This is a genomic window from Variovorax sp. dw_954, from assembly GCF_018449755.1.
In the GTDB taxonomy this organism is placed as follows: domain Bacteria; phylum Pseudomonadota; class Gammaproteobacteria; order Burkholderiales; family Burkholderiaceae_C; genus Variovorax.
On sequence record NZ_JAAVVD010000013.1, the window covers coordinates 91,646 to 113,857 of the forward strand.

The 22,212-nt window shown below is 61.4% G+C and carries 23 protein-coding genes and 1 tRNA gene; 14 read left to right on the top strand and 10 right to left on the bottom strand.

Annotated features, from left to right (window positions below; all coding sequences use genetic code 11):
* Nucleotides 1–602: 602 nt before the first annotated feature.
* On the top strand, nucleotides 603–911 hold the full coding sequence (locus tag HB681_RS20495) for a hypothetical protein (protein ID WP_213956711.1): 309 nt from the start codon (nucleotides 603–605) through the stop codon (nucleotides 909–911).
* Between the two features lie 17 nt (nucleotides 912–928).
* Nucleotides 929–2,359 (top strand): DUF6880 family protein, encoded by a 1,431-nt coding sequence (locus tag HB681_RS20500; protein ID WP_345944715.1) that lies wholly within the window; start codon nucleotides 929–931, stop codon nucleotides 2,357–2,359.
* A gap of 162 nt (nucleotides 2,360–2,521) precedes the next feature.
* On the opposite strand, the gene HB681_RS20505 is transcribed toward HB681_RS20500, so the two are convergent.
* Nucleotides 2,522–3,232, bottom strand: coding sequence for an NYN domain-containing protein (locus tag HB681_RS20505; RefSeq protein WP_256354490.1), 711 nt, complete (start codon nucleotides 3,230–3,232; stop codon nucleotides 2,522–2,524).
* A 101-nt stretch (nucleotides 3,233–3,333) separates the two neighbouring features.
* Nucleotides 3,334–5,055 (bottom strand): methyltransferase domain-containing protein, encoded by a 1,722-nt coding sequence (locus HB681_RS20510; RefSeq protein ID WP_213956714.1) that lies wholly within the window; start codon nucleotides 5,053–5,055, stop codon nucleotides 3,334–3,336.
* A gap of 1,876 nt (nucleotides 5,056–6,931) precedes the next feature.
* Between HB681_RS20510 and HB681_RS20515 the strand changes: the two genes are divergently transcribed.
* On the top strand, nucleotides 6,932–8,662 hold the full coding sequence (locus HB681_RS20515) for an ATP-binding protein (protein ID WP_213956715.1): 1,731 nt from the start codon (nucleotides 6,932–6,934) through the stop codon (nucleotides 8,660–8,662).
* On the top strand, nucleotides 8,652–10,079 hold the full coding sequence (locus HB681_RS20520; RefSeq protein WP_213956716.1) for a UvrD-helicase domain-containing protein: 1,428 nt from the start codon (nucleotides 8,652–8,654) through the stop codon (nucleotides 10,077–10,079). The genes HB681_RS20515 and HB681_RS20520 overlap by 11 nt, the downstream gene beginning before the upstream one ends.
* 11 nt (nucleotides 10,080–10,090) lie before the next feature.
* Here HB681_RS20520 and HB681_RS20525 read toward each other — a convergent pair whose 3' ends face one another.
* A complete protein-coding gene (locus tag HB681_RS20525) occupies nucleotides 10,091–10,591 on the bottom strand; it encodes a hypothetical protein (RefSeq protein ID WP_213956717.1) in 501 nt (166 codons plus the stop codon).
* A gap of 157 nt (nucleotides 10,592–10,748) precedes the next feature.
* On the opposite strand from HB681_RS20525, the gene HB681_RS20530 reads away from it, so the two are divergent.
* On the top strand, nucleotides 10,749–11,018 hold the full coding sequence (locus HB681_RS20530; RefSeq protein ID WP_213956718.1) for a type II toxin-antitoxin system RelE/ParE family toxin: 270 nt from the start codon (nucleotides 10,749–10,751) through the stop codon (nucleotides 11,016–11,018).
* A 43-nt stretch (nucleotides 11,019–11,061) separates the two neighbouring features.
* On the top strand, nucleotides 11,062–11,394 hold the full coding sequence (locus HB681_RS20535) for a HigA family addiction module antitoxin (protein WP_213956719.1): 333 nt from the start codon (nucleotides 11,062–11,064) through the stop codon (nucleotides 11,392–11,394).
* 110 nt (nucleotides 11,395–11,504) lie between these two features.
* Here HB681_RS20535 and HB681_RS20540 read toward each other — a convergent pair whose 3' ends face one another.
* Nucleotides 11,505–11,741, bottom strand: coding sequence for a hypothetical protein (locus HB681_RS20540; protein WP_213956720.1), 237 nt, complete (start codon nucleotides 11,739–11,741; stop codon nucleotides 11,505–11,507).
* Nucleotides 11,742–11,836: 95 nt separating this feature from the next.
* Between HB681_RS20540 and HB681_RS20545 the strand changes: the two genes are divergently transcribed.
* The 3 genes from HB681_RS20545 (at nucleotide 11,837) to HB681_RS20555 (ending at nucleotide 13,058) form a co-directional block, all read left to right on the top strand.
* On the top strand, nucleotides 11,837–12,007 hold the full coding sequence (locus tag HB681_RS20545) for a hypothetical protein (protein ID WP_256354491.1): 171 nt from the start codon (nucleotides 11,837–11,839) through the stop codon (nucleotides 12,005–12,007).
* 101 nt (nucleotides 12,008–12,108) lie between these two features.
* On the top strand, nucleotides 12,109–12,837 hold the full coding sequence (locus HB681_RS20550; RefSeq protein WP_213956721.1) for a hypothetical protein: 729 nt from the start codon (nucleotides 12,109–12,111) through the stop codon (nucleotides 12,835–12,837).
* Nucleotides 12,834–13,058, top strand: coding sequence for a hypothetical protein (locus HB681_RS20555; RefSeq protein ID WP_213956722.1), 225 nt, complete (start codon nucleotides 12,834–12,836; stop codon nucleotides 13,056–13,058). Before HB681_RS20550 ends, HB681_RS20555 begins: the two co-directional genes overlap by 4 nt.
* Before the next feature lie 101 nt (nucleotides 13,059–13,159).
* Here HB681_RS20555 and HB681_RS20560 read toward each other — a convergent pair whose 3' ends face one another.
* Together HB681_RS20560 and HB681_RS20565 are read right to left on the bottom strand one after the other, a co-directional pair.
* The gene (locus tag HB681_RS20560) at nucleotides 13,160–13,579 is read right to left on the bottom strand and encodes a hypothetical protein (protein WP_213956723.1); all 420 of its coding nucleotides are present in this window, start codon (nucleotides 13,577–13,579) and stop codon (nucleotides 13,160–13,162) included.
* A gap of 331 nt (nucleotides 13,580–13,910) precedes the next feature.
* The gene (locus tag HB681_RS20565; RefSeq protein WP_213956724.1) at nucleotides 13,911–14,051 is read right to left on the bottom strand and encodes a hypothetical protein; all 141 of its coding nucleotides are present in this window, start codon (nucleotides 14,049–14,051) and stop codon (nucleotides 13,911–13,913) included.
* An 86-nt stretch (nucleotides 14,052–14,137) separates the two neighbouring features.
* Between HB681_RS20565 and HB681_RS20570 the strand changes: the two genes are divergently transcribed.
* Complete coding sequence (locus HB681_RS20570; protein WP_213956725.1) at nucleotides 14,138–14,434, top strand: hypothetical protein; 297 nt, start codon at nucleotides 14,138–14,140, stop codon at nucleotides 14,432–14,434.
* A 221-nt stretch (nucleotides 14,435–14,655) separates the two neighbouring features.
* On the opposite strand, the gene HB681_RS20575 is transcribed toward HB681_RS20570, so the two are convergent.
* Both HB681_RS20575 and HB681_RS20580 read right to left on the bottom strand, forming a co-directional pair.
* Nucleotides 14,656–14,726 (bottom strand) — tRNA-Ser (locus HB681_RS20575).
* A gap of 205 nt (nucleotides 14,727–14,931) precedes the next feature.
* On the bottom strand, nucleotides 14,932–15,621 hold the full coding sequence (locus HB681_RS20580) for a protocatechuate 3,4-dioxygenase subunit beta (protein WP_213956726.1): 690 nt from the start codon (nucleotides 15,619–15,621) through the stop codon (nucleotides 14,932–14,934).
* Nucleotides 15,622–15,826: 205 nt separating this feature from the next.
* Between HB681_RS20580 and HB681_RS20585 the strand changes: the two genes are divergently transcribed.
* The 4 genes from HB681_RS20585 to HB681_RS20600 all read left to right on the top strand — a co-directional run bounded on the left by HB681_RS20585 (nucleotide 15,827) and on the right by HB681_RS20600 (nucleotide 19,783).
* Nucleotides 15,827–17,317, top strand: a complete 1,491-nt coding sequence (locus HB681_RS20585) for a winged helix-turn-helix domain-containing protein (protein ID WP_256354512.1) — start codon at nucleotides 15,827–15,829, stop codon at nucleotides 17,315–17,317.
* Nucleotides 17,318–17,863: 546 nt separating this feature from the next.
* Nucleotides 17,864–18,307 carry a hypothetical protein gene (locus HB681_RS20590; protein ID WP_213956728.1) on the top strand — a complete coding sequence of 148 codons (444 nt, stop codon included), beginning with the start codon at nucleotides 17,864–17,866 and terminating at the stop codon, nucleotides 18,305–18,307.
* 2 nt (nucleotides 18,308–18,309) lie between these two features.
* Nucleotides 18,310–19,017, top strand: a complete 708-nt coding sequence (locus HB681_RS20595) for a hypothetical protein (protein WP_213956729.1) — start codon at nucleotides 18,310–18,312, stop codon at nucleotides 19,015–19,017.
* Nucleotides 19,018–19,240: 223 nt separating this feature from the next.
* On the top strand, nucleotides 19,241–19,783 hold the full coding sequence (locus HB681_RS20600) for a hypothetical protein (protein WP_213956730.1): 543 nt from the start codon (nucleotides 19,241–19,243) through the stop codon (nucleotides 19,781–19,783).
* Between the two features lie 170 nt (nucleotides 19,784–19,953).
* Here the strand turns inward: HB681_RS20600 and HB681_RS20605 are convergent, their stop codons facing one another.
* Together HB681_RS20605 and HB681_RS20610 are read right to left on the bottom strand one after the other, a co-directional pair.
* On the bottom strand, nucleotides 19,954–20,817 hold the full coding sequence (locus tag HB681_RS20605; protein WP_213956731.1) for a hypothetical protein: 864 nt from the start codon (nucleotides 20,815–20,817) through the stop codon (nucleotides 19,954–19,956).
* A complete protein-coding gene (locus HB681_RS20610) occupies nucleotides 20,814–22,133 on the bottom strand; it encodes a caspase family protein (RefSeq protein ID WP_213956732.1) in 1,320 nt (439 codons plus the stop codon). Before HB681_RS20610 ends, HB681_RS20605 begins: the two co-directional genes overlap by 4 nt.
* Between the last annotated feature and the right edge of the window lie 79 nt (nucleotides 22,134–22,212).

Below are 22,212 nucleotides of genomic sequence, written 5' to 3' on the forward strand. Positions count from 1 at the left end.
CCCAGGTCGGCCCGGAATAGTGTTTGCCGAGCGGTCGGCCCGATCGATCGGTGAGTGCGGTTTCGGGTGCGCGGAACGTCCATGCAAAGGCCGAAGAATCACCCGGCTTGGGCGCGCATTCGTATATCTGCACGCCCGTTGCCAGCGCTTCGATGTAGGGGGCCTGACCCGCGGGCGTCTTGAGCGGCGCGGGTAGGTCTGCCGGGATCGTGACTCGGCTCGTCGCGCAGCCGGCAAGCGCGAACAACGCCGCCGCCGAGACGAGGATCAGTGATCTGGATGCCTGCATGGTGGGCCCTCTTCGAAACTGGAAGAGATTCATCCTACTGTTCGAAGACCTGCGAGAAGGTTCTCGAAGCAGCTGCAGCAACTCCATCACCGGTGTCGCTCGAGCTTCACCTGGAGAGTTGCTGCAGCACGAGTGCGGTTACGCCGAAGCGACTCAGCGCCCATCGACGGGGGTGGGTAGACGGACGCGGAATGCTGCCAATGCCGCCAGGGTGTACGTTCGGCGGCCCAGGTACCTGATACGCTGCACACGCACCGCCGGCAGGGTCGATTGTTCCTGCAGATGTAGGAAACGGGAAGCAGAGAGCAGCATCATGTACGTGATCGACGTCCGGCACTACCTCGACGACAAAGGCGACATCGGCCCCGGAAAGGGCCCGTCTCGCAAGATGGCCGACTTCGTTACCTCGGTGATCGCCCACGCCTCCGATTTCGACCGCCCGGAAGACACGCCAAGCCCCGCCTGCTTCAAGTGCCGCAAGCGCGACCGTCGCCGCGTGGACACCCGCATCGATCGCGACCAACTGGTTATCTGGCGCTGCCCTGCTTGCGGCATCGAGGGGCGCATTTCAAATTGGCAGGGCACGTTCTGGGATCTGAGCCACGGCACGGCATCCGACTGACTTTCTTCACCGTGACCATGCCACCCCAGCCATCCGAGGACCTCGAGTCTTTCCTGAATCGTCAGGACCCGTCGACGCTGGTGGGCGTTCTGATCGAACTCGCCAATGACGACGATGCGGTGCGCGAGCGCCTGGAGCGACTGCAACTGTCCGGCCGGCCGGACATGCTCGCGGCTGGCTTTCGTAAGTCGCTGAATGCCTGGCGTCGTTCGTCCAGGTTCGTCAGCTACGGGGAGGCGAGCGACTTCGGTCGCACGTTGGAGGCGTGGCTGGATCAAGTCCATCGCGAACTCTTCCCGAAGGACCCCGCTGCCGCGCTGGCGCTATTCGAATCGTTCATTGAAGCCGACGGCACCTTCTTCGAGCGTGCCGACGATTCCGACGGCTGCATCGGCGACGCGGTGCGCGCTGCCTGCCGGCACTGGCTGCAAGCCGCCTCGCAGTGCGAGGAAGCACCCGCGAGCGATTGGCCAAGCCGACTTGTGAAGCTGTTTGGTGACGACCAGTACGGTGCCCGCGATGAACTGCTGCGCCGCGCGGAACTGCTGCTCGACGAGAAGGCGCTGCGCGCCCTGGCGGCACAGTTCGAGTCCCGCATGGCCGGCGCCCTTGTCGCCCCCACGGACGGCGACGGTCATGCGTACGAGGTGTTCAAGATCTCAGCCGCCCTTTCGCTGCTGGCCGAGGCTCTGCACGACCCCGACGTCATGGTTCGGGGTGTGCTCAGTTACAGCCCGAAACCTAACGCGATGCAGCAGAAGGCCTTCGCCGACGCGTATCTCGAGGCCGACCGTCCGAGCGATGCGTTGGCCTGGCTTCAACGGCCATGGGGGCACATGGAAGACACCCGGCAGAGGTTGGAATCGGATGCTCTGGGACGCTTGGGTCGACATGGCGAGAGCGCGGCCATCCGGCAGCGCCTGTTCGAGCAATCGATCTCCGTTTTTGATCTGCACCGCTGGCTTGAACAGTTGCCCGAAGCGTCCAGGCCCGAGGCATTGCAGCGCGCCCGCCAGTTGGCGTTGGGCCATGAGGACCCGGCGACAGCGGCCACGCTGCTGCTGGACATTGGCGACGATGCAGCCTCCGAGGCGATGCTGCTGGGCGAACCGACCCGCATCCGCGGCGACGACTATGGGGCGCTGGTGCCATTGGCCCAGGCGTTGAGGACTCATCGGCGCCTGCGCGGCGAAGCCGCCATCTACAGGGCGCTTCTCACGGCGATCCTCGCCCGGGCTTATGCCCGTGCCTATGGACACGCGGCACGCTACTGGATGCGGCTGGGTGAGATCGCCGCAACGGGTATGGATTTGCTTCCGCTGGAATCGCACGAAGTTTTCGAGGCCGCGATTCGATCGCGACATGCACGCAAGGTCGCGTTCTGGGCGCACGTAAACGGCAAGCGCAGTGGCCGCGTCGAAGAGGACGGGCACGAGGGGCACTCATAGCAAATCGAGGACAGCTGTCCACGGCCGCGCGCGGCGACAACTGCCAGGGAGAGCGAATAATCACGGGCTTCGTCGAATCGGCGGCCAACTACGCTTGTCAGGCGCGGCTCGAGCCCAAGGCAACTGTGGCCGCTGCCCTCTGGAAGGTCAGACTCGGCCGGCTTATTTCAATTTGACCTCGACGTGCACAAAGCCGGTAGCGTCCGGCGCATCCATCACGTCGAGGTAGGTTTGCGAGCGAACAAGGTCGCTCAGTTTTTTGAATCCGTAGTTTCTCGGATCAAACGATGTGTGCGTCTTGCTCACCAAACCCCCGACGGTGGAAAGCCGGGACCATCCGCTGTCTCTGACGGTTTCCCGGATCGCATAGGTGAGCAGTTCCCTCAGATCAGGCACGCCAGGCACTTGCACCGGGACTGCGGCCTCAACGGGCCTTTTGAGAACCTCAAAGAAGATGAACTTGTCGCAAGCAGCGATGAAGGGTTCGGGCGTCTTGCGCTCGCCCAGTCCGTAAACGACCTTGCCAGCCTCCCGAAGCCGAGTTGCCAGGCGGGTGAAATCGCTGTCGCTTGAGATCAGGCAAAAGCCATCGACGTTCCCCGCGTACAAGAGGTCCATGGCGTCGATGATGAACGCCGAATCCGTCGAGTTTTTGCCTTGCGTATAGGCAAACTGCTGGACGGGCTGGATGGCGTGCCGGTGCAGGTTCGACTTCCAGCCCACCAGATTCTGGGTTGTCCAGTCACCAAAAGCGCGCTTGATGGTTGCAGTGCCGAACTTGGCAACCTCCTCGAGAAGTTCCCTGATCACCGATGCAGATGCATTGTCTGCGTCGATAAGAACCGCAAGCCGGGTCGTCTCTGAAATTGCCAAGATTGTTCTCTTTTGCAAGCGTTGAAGGGGATGACTGCGATTTTGGGCGACTGCTTGCATCAAGGTAAGCCGTGGAAGCCCGCGTGTTCGAGCTAGAAGCGTCAAGCGGCGTTGATTGTCTGCCCTATGTTCGCCCGCGGAGTCCACCGCTCGACACCGCGTTGCAGCGCCGTCAATTCAACCGCTTCGCGCAGGCGTGCAAAGAGATCCTGCTCCCAGTTCTGAGGGCCACGCAAAGGCCTGCCAAGTAGACGGCCGGCTTGCTGATCGAACGCCTCCGGCAGCGCATCTCTGAGCACGCGCCATCCTTCGGTCACAGCAAACTCGCGTTGCCGCAGCAATTCGGCTGAAGGCAGCTTGTCCGACTTCTGATTGTTGATCCGCTCATCGACGGGCAGCAGGTTCCATAGATCGTTGTTGCCCCAGAGTGTGAAAGCGATGACATGGTCCACCGCGAAACGTGTGCTCAGCCGTCGGTCGCTCCATACGCAGCGTTCGACGCCCCGGCTGATGTAGATTTCCCTTGCCAATCCTGCAGCGCGTTCTGGCACCGGGCTGGCAAGGAGCAACGGCAATACATCGCCTGAGCGGATCCCTTGCCGACGCGAGAACTGCTCGGTCAGGGCCGCCCATCGGACGACCACGGCGTCGATGATCCAGTGGCCGAGCAAACTCAGCTCCCGCCATATCTCTGCGGACATCTCGACGCGCTGGGTCGTCGCGTCATAGCCAAACACTCGCCCTGTCTCCAACGCTCCTCCCGAGTGGAACACTGGCCCATATCGAATGGCCTCCTTGATCTTTCGCAACGCGCTCACCAATGCCATATTGGTCTGAGGACTCAGACGGCCTGCGGTTCTGGCCAGTTGCCAAGCCGTAAGGCCGCCGTGCTCACCCTGCATTCGGAACTCATCGATCAGCGTCAAGAGCGCCGCCCTGAAGGCGACCGGCTTCTGCTCTCCTTTGCCCTCGGACTGGGACTGTGGGATGTGCCGCTGCGAGGCAAAGATTGGCCAGTAGTACAAAAGCCAGCGCTCAGCGATGGCGTCGATCGGAATGCCGACGATGCCATATGAGTGCCAGACAGCGGTGTGAGCCTCCTGGGTTGCAATCTGCGCCAGTGCACGGAACAAGGCAAGCTTGTAGGTTGCCACTTTGCGATCGCGATTCAGAATCCCTTCGATCTGGTCGACCGCGCGAAGGGTGGACCCGGAACGAAGCTCAAAGAGTAGCGTGTACCAACTGGTCATGTCGCGCCCGAGCGCATCCTCGTTCACCCATCGGCCGATCTGCTGGAAGCCGACGCGCTCGAGCAGCAGGGACATGTACTCCGCCGTATAGGACTTGAACAGGCGGCCCGCGGCATCTCGTTCGTCTGCCAGAACGTCCGACCGTTGCTGGGGCAGCGAGATCAGGAGCCGGCCGTGCGTTTTCAGCAAGCGACGCAACGCGAAAGCCGCGTCAAAGAGGTCAGCTTCCTGCAGGTGCATCAGTACCGCACTGCAGAGAATGCCATCGAAGACCCGCCCCTGCGGGTCCTGCACATTGGGAAGTGACCCGGCTTGAATGCGCCCTTCCAGCTCTGGATGAAGCCTTTCCGCAAGATCGCGGAGGGCGTCACTGGGCTCGATTCCGTAGGCGTCGTACCCGAGCTTCGAGAGCATTGCCAAATCGCGGCCCGACCCCGCGCCAATGTCCAGAACGGTACTGCCGGACGGAAATGCGACAGCTGCCAGACGCTCCACAGGGCTCGGGGCCGACTCGTAGCGTTGCGCAATCGATGCTGCGCGAGCCTCGTAGTAGTCGACGGTCGCTTTGTCCATCGATAGGATATTACAAGTGCGCCGAGGTGGGCTTTCCAGCACTCAACCAGGTGAACGCCAAGGGTTCGCGAAAGAGCAGTAGATTCGCAGACGTCGCATGGGGCCCATCTGCCGCTTTGGCTTCGAACCCAGTCGTCGGTAGAAACAACGACGGCCTTTGTAGAGGCGGCATTCGAACTTTGGTGCGCGAGGGCAAGCGCGCGATGTGGGAACGGCCGAGGACTTGCATTGCGCGCCCTGGGAAAGGGAGATGCTCTCCGAGACTCGCGCTCCACGCGTGTCTCCTCCCTGGCAAGGGAACACCTTGACGAGGGCTAAGGAGCATTCGGTTACATTCATCGTCGATGCGTCAAGATCCCTCGATGAGCAAGCGACTTGAACTGGCCACCGCGCCGGATCGAGCTTTCCGTCCGCCTCCTACAGGCAACTTGCCGCTCTTGCTAACCCTCGCGGTCGTTGCGGGCCTGTTGTGCGTGGCGCTCATGCAGGGCTGGCTCTCCATTGGTCGTGCCACTCCTGATCGAGCCGCACGCGGCTCTCGAGCGCCGGCCAACAATTCGCCAACCGCCCCTTCTGCAAGCGGCTCGCCCGCGACGAGTGGACCGAGAGTCGAACAGATCACAAAGTGCGTTGCCAAAAGCGGGGCGGCAGCTTATGTGGACGGCACATGCCCCGCCGGGACCCGCTCGACGACCATCGCGGTGCGCCCGGATATCAATCTCGCGGATGGCATGCGTTTGAGCGATCGCGAGGCATCGATGCAGGCGAACAGCGCAGCTGCGCAGGCGCGGGCCGACCACGAACGGCGCGTCGCCACGAGCGCTGCCGCCAATACCTCGGTCTCTGAATGCGGTCAACTCGAAACATGGATATCGGCGTTGGACGCAGCTGCAAGGCAGCCGCTCCCTGCTGCTGAGCAAGATCGAATTCGAGGTGAGCGCAAGGCCGCGAGAGATCGCCAATTTGGGTTGCGCTGTCAATAGGTTGGCCAGTCACGGCGACGTGTAGGCATGCGGACTTTCATCAGATGGTTGCCCATCCTTCTCTCGCGGCCGCGTGTGCGTATCCGAGGCGTTTTCCATTGGTGAGGTGCCCGCTTCACCCGTTTTCTCCCAAAGAGATGTCGCATCGTGTCGACTCCGACTTCCGATCTGTGGGATGCGAGGTGTATCGGTGGGCCAACCGTATACGACGATCACCATGACGATGCGTGAAGTGGACCGCTCTGCGCGGGCTGAACATGCCTCTCTGCATCCCTAGTCCAAGACTCTAGTTTTCAAGTTGAAGACCGGCACAACTTGGATTTCGCGGGATCGGGCAAAGTTCGTCCAACTGCCGAGTCGGCCGCTAGCGGTATTCCAACGGCCGGCGCTAACAAGTGCTGCAGACTGATCTGAGTCGTTCCCGGCTCAGAGCCTAGCGGCCGATACCGGCACAGGCGGCCACTGAGCGCCGCAGGCTTGACCGGCAGCTTCACCATCGAAACCTACCTTTCGACTGCTTGCTCCGCCCCGTGCCTGCTTGAAGGGCCGCTTCTGCGCAGCGCGACAGGCTCATGTCGATCCTCGGTGGCATCGCCTCCCCTCATCTTCTCGTTTCCGCCTTGTCCCAGCGATTGGCCGTTCCAAATCACGACGCTGCCATCGTCCGCGTTCGCCGCTGACCTCGTAATCACTGCGGAACGTGCAACGTAAGCACGGTCATAGGTGACGAACAGCAAGCCCTTTCTTTTGCCGATGCTGCCGAACATGAATATGGATTCCCTTGAGATCGTTGTTGACCGCGTCGTTGGCTCGGTGCGGAGTTTGGCGCGGCTAACCAAGCTTACGAAGAAGAGCGGATACTTGGGCAAATAGCATGCGACTTGGGGAGGAACATGGCGCGCATCCGCCGGCTGGAAATCCGCAACTTCCGTTCGATCAAGACGCTCGATTGGGCGCCTTCCGCAGGCATCAACTGCCTCATCGGTCCAGGTGACAGTGGCAAGTCGACCATCCTGGACGCCATCGACTTATGTCTGGGCGCGCGGCGCAGCGTCAGCATCGCCGACACGGACTTCTATGAGCTTGTTGTCACCGAGCCCATCGTCATCCAGGTAACCCTAGGTGCCCTGTCTGACGAGTTGTTGAGTCTGGATGCCTACGGCGAGTTTCTGCGGGGACATGATGCAGCGACAGGGCAGATCGAGCCGGAACCCAGGGCCGACATCGAGACCGCATTGACGCTACGCGTCGAGATCGGCGCCGACCTAGAACCGTCGTGGCTGCTGTACTCGGAGAGGGCGCAAGAGCAAGGTCTGGAACGTGGGCTCGCCTGGAAGCATCGCGCCGCGCTGGCGCCTGCGCGCATCGGCAACTACGCCAGCACTCATCTGTCCTGGAGCCGTAGCTCTGTGCTCAACCGGCTGACCGACGAACGCCCCGATCTCGGCGCCGAGTTGGCTCGTGCAGCGCGAGACGCTAGGACAGGGTTCGGCAACCGGGCAAGAGCCCAACTGGCCGAGACCCTCCAGGTCGTGACGCGTACCGCCACCGCGCTAGGTGTGCCGGTGGGCCAGGCTCAGGCGATGCTGGACGCGCATGCCGTCTCCATTGGAGATGGTGCGATCGCACTGCACAGCGAGACCGGCATCCCGCTGCGCTCACTGGGGACGGGATCGGCACGCCTGCTGATGGCGGGGCTGCAGCGCGAGGCCGCTCAAGCAGCGACCATCGCCCTCGTGGACGAAGTCGAATTCGGCTTGGAACCCCACCGGCTCAAGCGCCTGCTCGATTCCCTGGGCGCCAAGGATACAACCCTGCCCCTGCAGGCATTCATGACGACGCACTCACCCGTTGCGCTGCGCGAGCTCTCCGGCAACCAGCTGTTCATCGTCCGGCGCGAGGGTGATGGCCATGTCGTGCGCCCTGCGGGCGTGACCGATCAGGTGCAAAGCATCCTGCGCACGGACCCAGAGGCCTTCCTTGCGAAGTCCATCCTGGTCTGTGAAGGGGCCAGTGAGATCGGGCTGGCGCGAGGCCTCGACCAATATGGCGTGGAGGATCACAACCAGACCTCGTTCTTCGCGCTCGGCGGCGCGTACGTCAACGCAGGCGGCAGCACGCCGGACCAGTGCCTGGAGAAGGCGCTCGTGTTGCGCCGACTGGGCTACAACGTGACTGCATTCATTGATGCAGACAAGGCGGCAACGCCGGCGCTGCTTGCGACACTTGCCGCCGAGGGCGTTGGCCTGCTCACGTGGCGACCAGGCCGCGCCTTGGAGGATGAACTGTTCATCTGCATGACGGAAGCTGCGATCGACGCCCTGCTGGGCTACGCCATCGAACGCATCGGCCGCGATGACGTGGCCGAGCACATTCGGTCCAAGTCCGAAGGTCAACGGACCCTCGAAGCCTGCGAGGCGGAGAGAGCAGCGCAGGGGGTCTATTCGGCGGCGACCCGTGAGCTCTTGGGCCGCGCATCGCGGGTCAACAAGAACGGCTGGTTCAAGTCCGTCTCTGCCTATCAGCATGTCGGCCGCAGGATCGTGGGACCGCAGTGCCAAAACTCTGAGGCTGGGTTCGTGGATGTGATGAATCGGCTGTGGGCATGGACCCATGCCGCCTGAACTCGACCTGTTCGCAGTCGCACGCGGGTCGGTCACTGCGCCGGCGGGCTGTGGCAAGACGCAGCTCATCGCCGATACGTTGGCGGCGCACACCGGTAACAAGCCCATCCTGGTCTTGACCCACACCAATGCCGGTGTCGCGGCATTGCGGGCTCGCATGGCCAAAGCGGCCATCCCCAGCTCGGCCTACCGGATCTCGACGATCGATGGGTTCGCGATGCGACTCGCCGGGAAGTTTCCGCTGCGCAGTGGCCTTCCTGCCCAGACGCTGGAGCTCGCCAATCCAGCCCAGGACTATCCAGCGATTCGAGAAGCAGCGGCCAACCTGCTTCAAGCCGGACACATCAACGCGCCGCTGCGGGCCACCTACGCGAGGCTCCTGGTCGATGAATATCAGGACTGCAATGCGGCGCAGCATCGCCTAGTGGCCTGGGCTGCGCAGACCCTGCCAACGTGCGTGCTCGGTGATCCCATGCAGGCGATCTTCGGGTTCGGTGGCAATCGCCTGGTCAACTGGCAAGTCGATGTTGAGGCGCAGTTCCCTTCCGTCGGCATGCTCCAGACACCTTGGCGCTGGCGGCTTGCTGGCACCGAGCAGTTGGGGCAATGGCTGCTGAACGCGCGGGCGCTGCTTCAAGCCGGACAGCCCGTAGACCTGCAGGGCGCGCCAGCTGAAGTGCAATGGGTGCAACTGGCCGCGGCGACGGCCGAAGAGCAGCGCCGGGCCGCCGCAAGGACGCGCGGGCGCAACGCGCAGGACAGCGTGCTCATCATCGGCGACGCAATGAATGTCCGCGGGCGGTATCAGTTGACCAGCCAGACACCTGGCGCGACGGTTGTCGAGCGCGTCGACCTCGTGGAGCTCATCCAGTTCGCACGAGTCTTTGACCCCGCTGGCGCCAATCCGCTGGAACAAGTGGTCGAGTTTGCCGCGAGCCTGATGACCGGCGTGGGGGCGGCCGCGCTGCTGGAGCGTGTGCGCGTCCTGCAGCATGGCAGGCCTCGCAATCCACCGACGCCGATCGAGGCTGCAGCCTTGGCGTTTGCTCAAGGTCCCAGCGTCGCGGAGGCTTCTCGTTTGCTGCACGCCTTCGCTCGGCAGCCGGGGACTCATGTGTACCGCCCCGAAGTGCTGCGCTGCTGCCAGGCGGCCATGCAGGTCGCCGCTCGTGGCACCTGCACTTTGCACGCTGCGGCACTCCAGGCGCGCGAGCGTCAACGCCACTTGAGCCGGCCGGTTTCTCGACGGTCCGTTGGCAGCACCCTGTTGCTCAAAGGACTGGAGGCCGATGTTGCCGTGGTGCTCGAGCCGCAGGCCATGACGGCCGCACACCTGTATGTAGCGCTGACGCGAGGCGCGCGCCAGGTGGTGGTGTGCTCTCCCACTCGCATCCTGACGCCGCGCGCGGGCGCCTGAAGACGCGGCCGTCAACGCACCGCGAGCTCGATCTGCAGCCGCACGTCCTCTACCAGCCCACTCAACTGCTGAGCAAGAGCCGTTCTGTGGTCTCCGCCAGCCACGATCTCGCGGGCCAGGGCTGAGGCGTCTTCGAGCGGATTATCGTAGAGCTGGGTCAGCAGCGCATCACTCTGCTCCTGAAGCACTGCATCGAACTGCCGGGCGATGTCGGCGAAGCTGGCCCGCATGTCGGCTCGCAAGGTGCGGAGCTGCCGGTCGGCCTTCTCCTTCGCCTCTTCCGCATGGTAGTTGAAGTAGGCCTCGGCGACAGCCACCAGTGGGCCAGCCACCTTGCCCCCGACTTGCACCCAACGATCGAGCTTGACCATCCCCCACGGCTTGAACTTGCCGCCGAAAAACTTGAAGATGCGTGCCAACACCTCCGTCACCTGCTTGGAGTTTTCCGTGACTGCCCTGGCCGCCATTCGCGCGCCATCGGGTTTTGAGAGCAGGCTCCTTGGCGTGGTCACGCGGCTGGCAGCGGCGGTGATGGACGGCGAGGTCGACGCGGTCTAAGGCTCGCTTGAAATTTGGCGGCGATACGCGTTTCGCCTGAGCGTAAGCGCGCCCCGCCTATGCCGTGCGACGGGATGCGCGATACCGTCAAACGGTATAAACTTACTGACCATGAGCATCCAGTCATTCGATTGCCCAGACACCGAGGCGCTGTTCCGGTCGGGCAGATGCGCCCGATTCGCCAATATTGCCAAGGTCGCAACGCGAAAGCTGCAGATGCTCGACTCGGCTACAACCATCGGCTTCATGCGCATGCCCCCGGGCAATGACCTGAAGGAGTACGGCGGCGTGTGGCACGTCCGGATAAATGATCAATGGCGGCTGACGTTCTCGTGGGGGGACGCCGGCCCGGCAAAGGTAAGGATCGAGGACCCCCACTGAGTATCGAAAACCGCCCTACGGGCAGAAGTGAAGAGGAAACGCCATGACCGCGTCAGGCATGCGAGCAGTTCACCCCGGCGAGGTGCTGCGAGAAGACTACCTCGGGCCGCTCGGCCTGAGCATCAACGCGCTCGCCCGCGCGCTGCACGTCCCGCCGTCGCGCGTGGGCGACATTGTGCTGGAGCGCCGGGCGATCACCGCCGACACGGCGCTGCGCCTCGCGCGTCACTTCGGCGGCACGGCCGAGGACGCGCAGGGCTGGCTGAACATGCAGGCCGCATACGACCTCAAGACAGCCGCCAAGGCGCTCGGGCGGGGGATTGCGAAGGAAGTAAAGCCCCGCGATCCGGGTCTGCGCACCTACCCGGCGGTCTGATGGGTGACGCTGACGCGGAACTTGGGGCCGGCGGTGATGGTGACGAGCGGCATGACTGAGATTCTGCACCTATAGCCCGCCGCCGCGTCAGGCGCCCCCGCAGCGCGCGATCAGGGCACGGGTGGCTGTCCAGACGGCCCGAAGTCCCGCTGCTTGATGTCGCCGCAGTGCAATTCCCAACTGGCCTCCTGTTGATCCGTCGAGCAGCGCACGCTGCATACCCAGAAGCGCCCGGTCGGGTCGAAGCGCGGCTCAATCTCCCACGGGACCCGAATATTTTTCTGGGCGCTTTGAATGTGGTCGATCAACTGCTTGTCGTTCACATCGATTCGATAGTGATAGATCATCAAACCTTCCTCATGCGTGGTCGGGCGCGGCGGGTCATGCATGATAGGCCGCGCTGCTGGTTTGGATAACATCCTTTCCTCCACCAAGGATTGCGATGAGCCACCTCCGCCATGTCAGCGTCTTCGTCGACGATCCAGACCCGGGCCACTTCTGCTGGGTCCTGCACGAGAGCACCGAGGACGCGTCCATCTGGGTCGACCTCGAATCGAGCGAGTTGTCGTACCCGACGTGGCTCGACGCTTTTAACGCCGGGGTCGTCAGCTGATGCAACTGTTCGATGACGACCGCATCGGGCCGCGCGCGCCGGGCGAGGATGAAGACGCGTCCCCGGTGGGCTGAGGGATACCGATGTCTGACACTTCACTCATGGCTGAGGTGCTCGCGAAACTGGGCGGGTACGCAGCGCTCGTCATCCTCGGGCTTGGCGCCGCATGGCAGGCGTTCAAGCACCTGTCAAGCAAGTGGCTGGACAGCCGGTTCGACGAAAAGCTCAAGAACCTGGAACAGCAACACGAAATGTCGCTGCGCCACCTGCAAAGCTCGATAGATCGCGAGCTAGACCGCGCGCGAAAACTCAACGCCCAAGAGTTCGACAGCCTCACCGAAGGTTGGGCCGTGCTTCACGAAGCCTACTGGCGCGTTCGCCAGCACACTGGCCGGGGGCGCACCGTCTATGAATTTCAGCGCATGAATGAGGGGCAAGCCGAGCACTTCATCGAAAACTCGGACATCGACCCATGGCAGAAGTCTGACCTTCGTGCTTTGGATGACGCGGACAAACGAACCGCCTACTTTCGAACCGCAACTGACTGGCTTACGCTGGGCAAGTGCAACGCTGCACGGCAAAAGTTGGTCGTGTTCGTTGATCGCAATGCGATCTTCATGTTGCCGGAGATTCACGCTCTCTTTGATCAGATCGAGCAAATGATTAGAGCGGCGCTCACCGAGTTCAAAATTCGGCTGGAATTGCCGAGTGATGCGCGCCGAGACTTTTCGAGCTTCGAGATCCTTGTCGAGAAGGGCGAGCCTCTTTACCGTGAACTGGAGGCGCTCATTCGCGACCGGTTGTGGTCGGCGGGTGCCGTGCGCCCATGAGGCTGGAGCAGCACTGCCGCTGGCGCGTCACGACCTTGAATGGCAAGGGGCGCGTCACGCGCTTCCACTGCACCGAGGCCGAGATCCGCATCGAGCATCCCGAGGCCGAGCGCATTGAGGGCACGCTCATCGAGCGTTGGGTGCCTGAGACGCCCGAGGAAGTGGCCGAGCACGAGAGGGCCCTGCACGCCAGCAGCACCGTCCACCGGGGTGGCGCGTGATGGAAGCTGTTCCAGAGTTCTGCCTGCGGCTGGGGGGCTTTCAATCGTGGGCGACCTGCATGACCAAGGCCGGGTGGGCTGCGTGGGGACAGGTCATCGCATCATTTATCGCCATCCTGATCGGCGCGGTGGTAATCGCTTGGCAGGTCCACCGCCAGCACCAGCAGCAGCGTGACGCGCATCGGGAAGAGGAGGTCCGAAAGCTCAAGCTCATCGGCGCCGGGATCTTGATGTGCCGTGTGTGCGCCGGGGAGATGCGTCTCACGTTTGAGGTGCCCGATGATCTGATGCTTGCGGCGCTGTCTGAATCTGCTGGCCTGCACTCTCAAATCAGCAAGCTGGCGCAAATCGCTCCGCTTGATTTCCCAGATGCCCGAGCCGCGATGGCTGTGTCCAACCTTGCCGGTTGCTTTCAGGTGGCCGAGCCGCATCTGGCAAGTTCCAAAATGGATGTTCATCGGCGGAACATCTGCCTCAACGCGCTTGATTACTCGCTGGAATTCGCCGAGAAGCAACTTCATGAATGCCTCGTCGACCGCCAGTCGGATCTGGCACGCTGGCGCTGGACGCTCTCCAGCGGGGAAATCATTGAGCCGTTGCCGCCTATTCCAGCCGGCTCGCCAACGAGTGTCACCTCTCCGCCTGGTGCTGGAGTGTAGGCGGCCTCACTGCCGCGTCAGGCGGCCCCACGCGCCGCGTTCAGCCGTCTCCGGTTCCAGCAGGCCACCCGGGTCAGAAGCGGCTCTGGGCGGCTCTACTTGTCGAGGGCCAGCACAACCCAAGCCGCGAGCGCGAGGAGGACCAACACCTGCACCACGAGCACGGCGAGCAGGATGCGGCGCGCCGTCCGGGTCATTTCGGGCCGCGCTTGAATCGTTCGGCCGGCACCGCGCCTTTGCGCTTGACCTTGACCCAGTCTGGCGAGCGCACGCCCGACTGGTAGACGCTGTCCAGGCGCTTGGCCACCAGCCCTTCGAGGTTCAGCGGCTTCACCGCCTTGTCGAAGATGCGCCGGCCTCGACCTGTTCGACAAACGGCTCGCGGTCTACCGCAAAGCTTCTGAGGTCGGAACGCTCGCGATGAAGGGCAAGTACGACGACGTGGCGCGCAACGCCTTCTGGGAGGCCGTCAACGATTCGCGCTGGCTTTTTGGACTGGATGTCAAGTCGCTGCTGCTCACGTTGGATAGCAAGGCGCACGAGTGGAGTGGGCTGATCGACACGCGCACGCGCCAGATCGAAAACGATCCCGGCGGCGACTTCGAACTTCGAGGCCTGCAGGACAACCTGTTCACATGGCTTCGTGAAACCGATCGCGAGAGGGTGCAAGTCTTTCGTAAATACCTGCGTATCGGGTCGTCGGCGCTATGGCGGTAGGGCTGCGTCACGCGGCCCTGTGGCGCGATCTCCGCGCCCGGGTACCAGCGGGCCAGCGGCGGCCTGCGCGGCTCTCTGAGCGGCGCTCACGCGCTGTTGTCGCGGCGTCACGCCAAGAGCATCGGGCCGAAAACTGGAGACGGACTGGGTGCGGGAGCCGGAAGTAAAAAAGCCTGCTACCTTTTCAGTAGCAGGCTTTCCTTATCCCATGCGGGTTTTGGTGGTAGGACGTACAAGATTCGAACTTGTGACCAACGGATTAAAAGTCAGCAGGAGCCTGTTTTAATGTCCTGGGTAGCCACGGTGGCTCCGAACATCGGCTGCGGCCTTTCGCCGCCTCTCTACCCTCGATAAGCGGGGATGATCGTGACCTCACTGGCGCGGGCGCGAGCGCGGGGAGCCGTAATCAATGCGACGGGCAGGAGTCGGCCGAGATGGCCGTGTGAAAACGCTTCATCGATCGTCTCACTCAAATAAAATTATCCGCAGGTGTTCCTTTACGCCGAGCTGACATGCAGTGGCATCACGATATCCCAAGGCACCAGGAGCGAATCGACTTCGAGCTCCTTCGTAGGCGGCAGGACCTTGGCGATCAGCGCGTCCTTGTTCCATGACGCTTGCAGATAGCGATCCTTGTCGTTGAACGGGTCGCCGTCGAAGTACATCTGCGTGACCAGCTTGTTGCGCGCGTCGCTCACCTCGAAATGGATATGGGCTGGTCGCATCCAGTCGGGTGTCGCGGGGTAGCCGCCGGGCTTGATGGACTTGAAGTGATAACGACCTTGCGCATCCGTGGTCTGGAGTCCGAAGCCCTCAAAGTTGGGGTCCAGCGGCTGCGCGTTGCGGTCACTCCCATGTGTGTAGCGGCCGTGCAAGTTAGCCTGCCAGATCTCGATGCGGGCACCGGCGACCGGGTCGCCCCGCACGTCCAGCACGCGCCCCATGACATGGATGACCTGACCTTCGGCGCGCCCGGATCGGCCCGCGGTGATCGTGAGGTCCGCATCCTGATCGAAAGGCTTGACAACCGGATAGAACGGGCCGAGCTGCTGCTCCGGAGTGGGGCGCAGCCTGGTCTGGGCGAAGGCGAGCGGCGCAGACAGCGCCATGCTTCCCAAGGCGACCGACAACGCACGCCGGTGCCAAAATTCGTTCTGAAACGACGTCAATTTCTTCGCAGCGTTCATGATGAAAATCCCCGGTTGTGTTGACATCGCCATTGCATCCGAAGGGCAGCGCGAGGTCGTGAAGGAACCATGAAACTTTCCCCAAAGATCAGCAATGTGGTCCGGACAGCAACGCCTTGTCGCATGCGTTGAGGGCAGACTTGTGGCAGGTCGACTCACACTTTGCTTCGATGGTTGGACGCTCGATCTGGAGCGCGGCGCCTTGATGCACGGCGACCGCACGGTAGACCTGCGTCCGAAGAGCTTCGACGTTCTTCGCTACCTGGCGCAGAACCCGGGCCGCCTAGCCACGAAGGACGAGATCATCCGGGCCGTCTGGGCGAATATCGTGGTGACCGACGAATCGCTTGCGCAGTGCATCAGCGATGTCAGGCAAGCGCTGTGCGACCAGACGCAGCGGATCATCAAGACCGTGCCGCGGCGCGGCTATAGATTCGATGCCGCGCTGACGACCGCGAGCGCCCCTAAGGTTCGCACGGTCGCCGATCCACCGACGATTCTGGTACTGCCGTTCACCTCGGCGGGCGACGAAACTGACGGCTACTTCGGCGACGGGCTCACCGACGACCTCATCACAAGCCTGTCGAATTTCACCGACTTGAACGTCATCGCCCGAGGGACTGCATTTGCCTCGCGCGGCAAGAGGTTCGATGCCCGTCGACTGGGCCTGGATCTGGGTGCCCGCTATCGGGTCGAAGGAAGCGTACGCCACGATGGCGAGCGCGTGCGCGTTACTGCGCAGTTGGTGCAAGCAGACACGGGGCTGCAGCTCTGGGCACAACGCTATGACCGGACCGGCAACGCAATCTTCGCCATTCAGGACGACTTGGTGCAACGAATCGTTGGCAGCATTGTGGGCCGACTCACGATGACGGAGGTGAACCGATCGCTACACAAGCCCCCTGGCTCTCTGGTGGCCTACGACTATTTCTTGCAAGGCCACGCCGTCGCATCGCAACTACTCTGGGGCGAGCGGGCGCAGCGCATACCGGAGGCGCGGCGCCTGCTGAAACTTTCGATCGCCGCGGACCCGGCGTATGCGCGTCCGCGGGTCAGGCTTGCAAGCTTAGACTTGTGGACTTGGCTCGAACCTGTTGAGCAAGGACCGCTGCGCGCCGAGTATGCGCAGGCGTCGACGCTGGCGCGCGCATGCTCCTGGGCCCAGAAGGCGGCGGAACTCGACCCCTGTTCGGCCGAGGCGCATGCGCAGTTGGCAAGTGCACTGCACTGGAACTGGCGTCCCGATGACGCGTGTGCCGAATTCGTCCGCGCGTTCGAGCTCAATCCGAATCTCGTCTTTCATCCATACATGATGGTTCTGGCGCACTACGGGCGGGCACCAGAAGCGATTGAGTACATGAAACGCATCAAGAGCGTCGACCCCTTCATTCATCCGATATGCGATGCCCTTGGCGGCTTTGCTTACTTTCAGATGGAGGCCTACGAGGATGCGTTCGCGCTGTTGCGAGGCGTGGCGCGACAGCTGCCCGAATTCAAGGGCGGCCATCTCTGGTTTGCTGCAGTGGCCGCCCAACTGGGAAAGCACGCTGAGGCGCAAGCAGCGGCCGCGCAGGTCATGCGCTTGACGCCGGACTTCACGATCACGCAGGAATTGGCGATCCGAATGCCGAACGTAGGCCGGCGCGATGCTGATCGATTTGCACGCACCCTGCGCAAGGCTGGCCTCCCGGAGTAGGCGTCGGTCGCGTACGACACTTCCGAGGACCACATCGCCTACCTACGCGATGTCGACCTGCTTCTTGCGTTGGGTACCGAATCGTTCCCCCGCTAGGTCCAGATGGCGTGAAGAGTAATGAAAATGTGTTTGTTGCTATTTAGCAAAACCCATTTAAATCAATGAGTTAACGCGTCGCGGAGTGACTGCGAGCACAACATTACTTCGCATTTTCCGGTAGTAATTTCGTGCTTTTCCGCCTTGCTGTAGTAAAGATGCGCCAATTTGCCGTGATCCGCATGAGCACATGTTTACTACTCAAAGACCGACGGCGTGACGAATCCGGCGCAGCAAATGGCGGCGAACGCCGCGTTTTGAGAGTGAAGGTGCGCCCTCCCCCGGCGTCAAGTTGCAAGCCACGCGTTGAACCCCGCTCATAGACGTTGGGCGCGCTTGCAATGTCGACTGCGCGAACATCGCGCAAGGCGACCCGCGAGCACACTTTTACTACGCTACAAGCACAATTTCATTACACCTCACGCCTTCCTGGTGGGTCAACCCCACTTGATGGAACACAAGGCCCGCTACCAGCTGGCTGGCGACGAACAGATCGTGGCCCGCTTCATGATCGAGCAACTGCATTTCCGGGGCATCACCACCGCCTCCGAGGCGGCCACCTGCCTGGCCAGCTACGACCTGAGTCGCTATCCGGAGGTGACCGGCGACACATTCACCGCGTTCTTCTATCCCTTGGCGTATGGCGCAGGCCTGCGGCTGGAGCATTCGGCCGGGGCGCTGTGGAACGCCTTCGTCCATGCGCACGCGGCCGCGCAGCTGTACGGCATGGCCGAGATTCCGATGGACTACTTCACGCGGGCGGTCGAGTCGATGCTGATCAACGGCGTGCAGTGGGACGCCACGTCCCTGGAACTCGGGCCTTTGCATTGGGAGCGCGCAGTTCAGGAGTCCGGCTACGTGGTCGCGCAGCAAACCGTACCTCTGCAGGTGTAGCAATGGTGCTCCCCATCCTCGTGCTGCCAACTGCGGCACCTGAGGTCCTGCACGCGAGCATGATCGCGCAGGCGCACTGGGTGCGCGCCGGTCTCGCGCAGGCGCGGCACCGCGTGGCCGGTGCTGCACGCGGCGTGCCTGCGCCCGTTCAATCCATGATGGGCGAGCGCGCGAAGCTCGTTCACCACTGGCGCCGCGTGGCACGGCGTCCAAGGCGACGGGGCGGTACCTCGAAGGAGCATGCGATGTCGCGGACAACCGCTCTGGATGCGTCTCCACATTTCGGCACGCAGGAGTTGCTTGGCGATTGCGTGCGCCTCATGCGGTTGCTGCTGCGCAGGTCGCGCGCACGGTTGTCGCATGCGCATCGGCGCGCGATCGCACGGGCAACACTTCGATTCGATCTGCACAGCGCGACGATCAGGGTGTTGCCAGCGCATGCGGACGCCGTAGCGTGGTTGCTCGCGGCGATGCATTGGTGGGGCTGCCGACATCCGGCGGCACTCGTTTGCAAGCCTCTGCATCCGCCCACCGGCATCGTGCGGTGGTTGAGTGGGTTCGAAGTTGTCCAGCAGGTCGATTGCCAGCGTGAGGTCATCTCGAAGCTGCCCAGGTCGATGGCGCTTATCGAGCGGCGAAGCCGCGAGCTCGTTGCGGCCATGATCAGGCGGCGTGGAGTCGTCGCGCTTCTGCCGGAGTTGCTTCGCTAGACCGGCTTCCGGCGTGCCCGTAGATCACATCGCCTGCGAGCACAACTTTATTACTTTAAAAGCACATGTTCATTACACTTCACGCTTGGCTAGCGCCGTTAGCTGACTTCAACAGCTGGTGCGCCGCTACGCCCGGCGCACGGCCGCACGGCCGCCGTCGGTAAGCGCGAGGATCAAGGAGCCGGCACGAACGCTCGAGCTGAGTTGCTTCCTGCGTTACTGCTTGCTCACCGCGACCGATCAGATCATCTTCATGTTTCAGCGCCGCGTGGCTGACCTGTGGCGGCAATGCGCCGACGGTGTTGCGGCGCTTGATTGGGCGCAGCAGTACCAGCAACTGCTTCAGCAGATCTCCGATCTCACCGCTGATGACGCCGTGCCAGATGCCGAGCTTCGTGCAAGCCTGCGCAATCTTGTAGCCTCCAGCCGTGCTCAGCGTCCGCCGACTCGAGCATCGGTCATCCGGCAGCGACTCATCGACGCCATTGCCCCTGTGCGCTCGCTGCTCGCGGGCGTGAGTCGCCTGCCTTGGCAGGCCACTGGGGGTCATCCAGTGCTCGATGCCCTGCACAGGCTGCGGGTCGCGTACGCCGGCGGCACCAAGCGACTTCCTGCCGAAGTCGGGGCATTGCGCCTGGGCCCGGCCTGGCGCGAAGCGATTGCCGACCCTGACCGCGAGCGCGCCTTCAAGGCGATGGAGGTCGCCACCCTCTCGCGCTGCGCCGGGCGGTGCGCAATGGCTCGGTCTGGATCGAGCATTCACTGAGCTTCCGCGGCCGGGAGCAGCTGTTTCTTCCCGACGAGCGCTGGAATTCAGAAGCGCGGCGCCACTACGCCAGGCTGCAAAGGCCCAGGTCGGCTTGTTTCATCGTTCAGATCGTCGCAGGCACATCACGCTCGGGCAAGCAGACTTGCCCGGATTTATGCAGGACATCCCTAATCGTCCGTGGTTCGTCCATCGAAATAGCTCATATCGACATCTAATTCCGGCCCCTTCTGTGTAGCCCGGCTGAATGCCAGCGCTTTATCACGCTTTTTTGGATCCCAATAGTGGGGATTGAGCATAACACCGGTATTTAAAACGCGTGCATTTACAGAGCGGATAATTCCGCAATCGCGCCGTTTGCTGTCATCAAGTACTGGACATCCAGCCTCCCTAAAAAAGCCATAGCGATAACCGAAACCACCGGTCGTTCGAGAACCCTGTGCGGAAAAATATTTGAAGCCAGCAACTGCGTCCGAAAATATATTCAATTCACTCCCAGTTTTATCGATATACGCAAGAAATATTACGGCGTGGCCAGTCTTTTCTCTGTTTAAGTTAATTAGTGATCCGGGCGTCAGTTTGTCGAAGGGGCGCTGCTCTCCCATGCCGAAGTACTCCAGTGCGTACGCCGTTCCCCACGAACCAGAGTCTTCGACCAACCAAATCTTTCCTCGAAGCGTGCCAGGTCTAAGCTTTTGCCATTGTTCAAAAGGCAGGAAGCTGAAAACATTTGATTTCGGGTTGTCTCGCCAATATAAATCCAGCGCGGCGTGCATAACTTCCACCTGGGCTGCCACGCACATTGTGTACGGCGGACGCGTTGCGATCAAGGTTCCTGAGTTGCCAAACTTTAAATCTTGTGTATACGACCCTTTGTCATACCCTAAGCCGGCTCTGCTTCCCGCCACAACATCAACAGCGCGCAGTATGTATTCGTTAAATGTCCGCTCTTCCGTAGCATAGGCCGATTGCAGGCCAACTACCAACAGACCAAGGGTGGCGCACCAAAGATAATGCTTCTTCGATCTAATCATAGCGGAGCCTTTCGATCAAATAGAATCTTAACCCATGTCTGCCCGTCCACATTCACTGAATTCTCGACGGCCGTTACTTCTAATCCCTTCGGAATAGTTCCCATTCGTATCGCGGGAACAACCGTCATCTCTGTGCATCGTTCTGGGGCCACATCTAATAATCTTCCCCGCGCGGGAAAGCATACTACGCGTTTTTGCGGTATATTCGCTGAAACAATTGGATTTGTCAAAAGGGTAATTTTATCGCCCTTCTTGATACTTTTCGTATTGTCGCCTTCCCCCCCGGCAACGGCGACAGAAGTCCAAATCGTCTTGGCATCACTGCCTTGGGCACTACTCTTCAATTGACCAACATTGATAAAGCCAATCGAAGGCTCCTCAATTCCCTTTTGATTCAAAGCGGATACTTTAGTACTGACTACCGCTTCGTCTGTTTTGCGCCATAGAAAATCATTCTCTACTCCCACTTTTTGCACCTCCGTGAACTGCCGCACGTCAAACCGGGCTTTGGAAATTTCGGGCGTTCGACGTTCAACGTACGATACGAATTGGCTGAAGGATACCAGAGCGGACGGATCATTCGCGGCGTCTTTGATGGCCTGGGTAAAAACGCTATTCTCAGCAACTCCCTCGCGGGCATCGTATGAGGGTCGTCCGTTCACCGCTGCAAAGATTGCGATTCTGCCAACTCCGCCTATATCTGCAAATGTTTTTGCGGCGAACGTTGCGCCCTTTTGACCTGATGTTCGGCTCGGCAGCTGAATTGTTTGACGACAAGCGTCGATCATTAGTACAGACAGAAAATCGACATCATTGTCTTTAGGTGTCAAAAAGTTTACGAGTTGTGCTAAGCGATAGCTCTTAGGAACTACATCTTCCAGTTGAGTCCCGGTTGCATCTGTGCCAGGCAAGTACGGCGAGTCATTTAAAGCAAAACCGTGTCCAGAATAGAAGAAGAGCGCAACCACAGCTTCTGAATCCTCTGCGTTTCTGTTTCGGATGTCTCGCTTCACAGTTTCAACTTCGTAAATGAAATTCTCTATGGTCTTTCGCAAGTTTTTGCTGTCAAGGTCTGTCTCAACAGTGACTTTGAATCCCGCTCGCTTAAACATTTCACCGATGTCCACTGCGTCGCGCTTGGGAGCGAACAATTTTGTCCAAAAACCATTGGCGGCGTAGGCCTCATTTCCAATTGACAGCGCTAAACGGTGGACTGTTTTCTGATTCACAACCTCTATTGCAAAAACATGAAACGAAGCCAAAGTCAGACAAACCGTCGTTACCATAGGGAAGAGAGCTTTCGCCGATTGCAGCATGTCATGCCCCTGTTAGTTCTGTTCCGGTCGCCAACTCCCATAAGCGGCTCTTGAATTCACATCTTGCTCCACTGCTTAT

What these genes read in the sequence shown, in the direction of transcription:
- HB681_RS20605 (WP_213956731.1), bottom strand. Translation starts at nt 20,817, where the DNA reads ATGATTAGATCGAAGAAGCATTATCTTTGGTGCGCCACCCTTGGTCTG.
- HB681_RS20540 (WP_213956720.1), bottom strand. Translation starts at nt 11,741, where the DNA reads ATGATCTATCACTATCGAATCGATGTGAACGACAAGCAGTTGATCGAC.
- HB681_RS20530 (WP_213956718.1), top strand. Translation starts at nt 10,749, where the DNA reads ATGAGCATCCAGTCATTCGATTGCCCAGACACCGAGGCGCTGTTCCGG.
- HB681_RS20550 (WP_213956721.1), top strand. Translation starts at nt 12,109, where the DNA reads ATGGCTGAGGTGCTCGCGAAACTGGGCGGGTACGCAGCGCTCGTCATC.
- HB681_RS20520 (WP_213956716.1), top strand. Translation starts at nt 8,652, where the DNA reads ATGCCGCCTGAACTCGACCTGTTCGCAGTCGCACGCGGGTCGGTCACT.
- HB681_RS20580 (WP_213956726.1), bottom strand. Translation starts at nt 15,621, where the DNA reads ATGAACGCTGCGAAGAAATTGACGTCGTTTCAGAACGAATTTTGGCAC.
- HB681_RS20495 (WP_213956711.1), top strand. Translation starts at nt 603, where the DNA reads ATGTACGTGATCGACGTCCGGCACTACCTCGACGACAAAGGCGACATC.
- HB681_RS20545 (WP_256354491.1), top strand. Translation starts at nt 11,837, where the DNA reads ATGAGCCACCTCCGCCATGTCAGCGTCTTCGTCGACGATCCAGACCCG.
- HB681_RS20595 (WP_213956729.1), top strand. Translation starts at nt 18,310, where the DNA reads ATGGTGCTCCCCATCCTCGTGCTGCCAACTGCGGCACCTGAGGTCCTG.
- HB681_RS20515 (WP_213956715.1), top strand. Translation starts at nt 6,932, where the DNA reads ATGGCGCGCATCCGCCGGCTGGAAATCCGCAACTTCCGTTCGATCAAG.
- HB681_RS20570 (WP_213956725.1), top strand. Translation starts at nt 14,138, where the DNA reads ATGAAGGGCAAGTACGACGACGTGGCGCGCAACGCCTTCTGGGAGGCC.
- HB681_RS20510 (WP_213956714.1), bottom strand. Translation starts at nt 5,055, where the DNA reads ATGGACAAAGCGACCGTCGACTACTACGAGGCTCGCGCAGCATCGATT.
- HB681_RS20500 (WP_345944715.1), top strand. Translation starts at nt 929, where the DNA reads ATGCCACCCCAGCCATCCGAGGACCTCGAGTCTTTCCTGAATCGTCAG.
- HB681_RS20555 (WP_213956722.1), top strand. Translation starts at nt 12,834, where the DNA reads ATGAGGCTGGAGCAGCACTGCCGCTGGCGCGTCACGACCTTGAATGGC.
- HB681_RS20590 (WP_213956728.1), top strand. Translation starts at nt 17,864, where the DNA reads ATGGAACACAAGGCCCGCTACCAGCTGGCTGGCGACGAACAGATCGTG.
- HB681_RS20610 (WP_213956732.1), bottom strand. Translation starts at nt 22,133, where the DNA reads ATGCTGCAATCGGCGAAAGCTCTCTTCCCTATGGTAACGACGGTTTGT.
- HB681_RS20535 (WP_213956719.1), top strand. Translation starts at nt 11,062, where the DNA reads ATGACCGCGTCAGGCATGCGAGCAGTTCACCCCGGCGAGGTGCTGCGA.
- HB681_RS20585 (WP_256354512.1), top strand. Translation starts at nt 15,827, where the DNA reads ATGCACGGCGACCGCACGGTAGACCTGCGTCCGAAGAGCTTCGACGTT.
- HB681_RS20560 (WP_213956723.1), bottom strand. Translation starts at nt 13,579, where the DNA reads ATGAAGTTGCTTCTCGGCGAATTCCAGCGAGTAATCAAGCGCGTTGAG.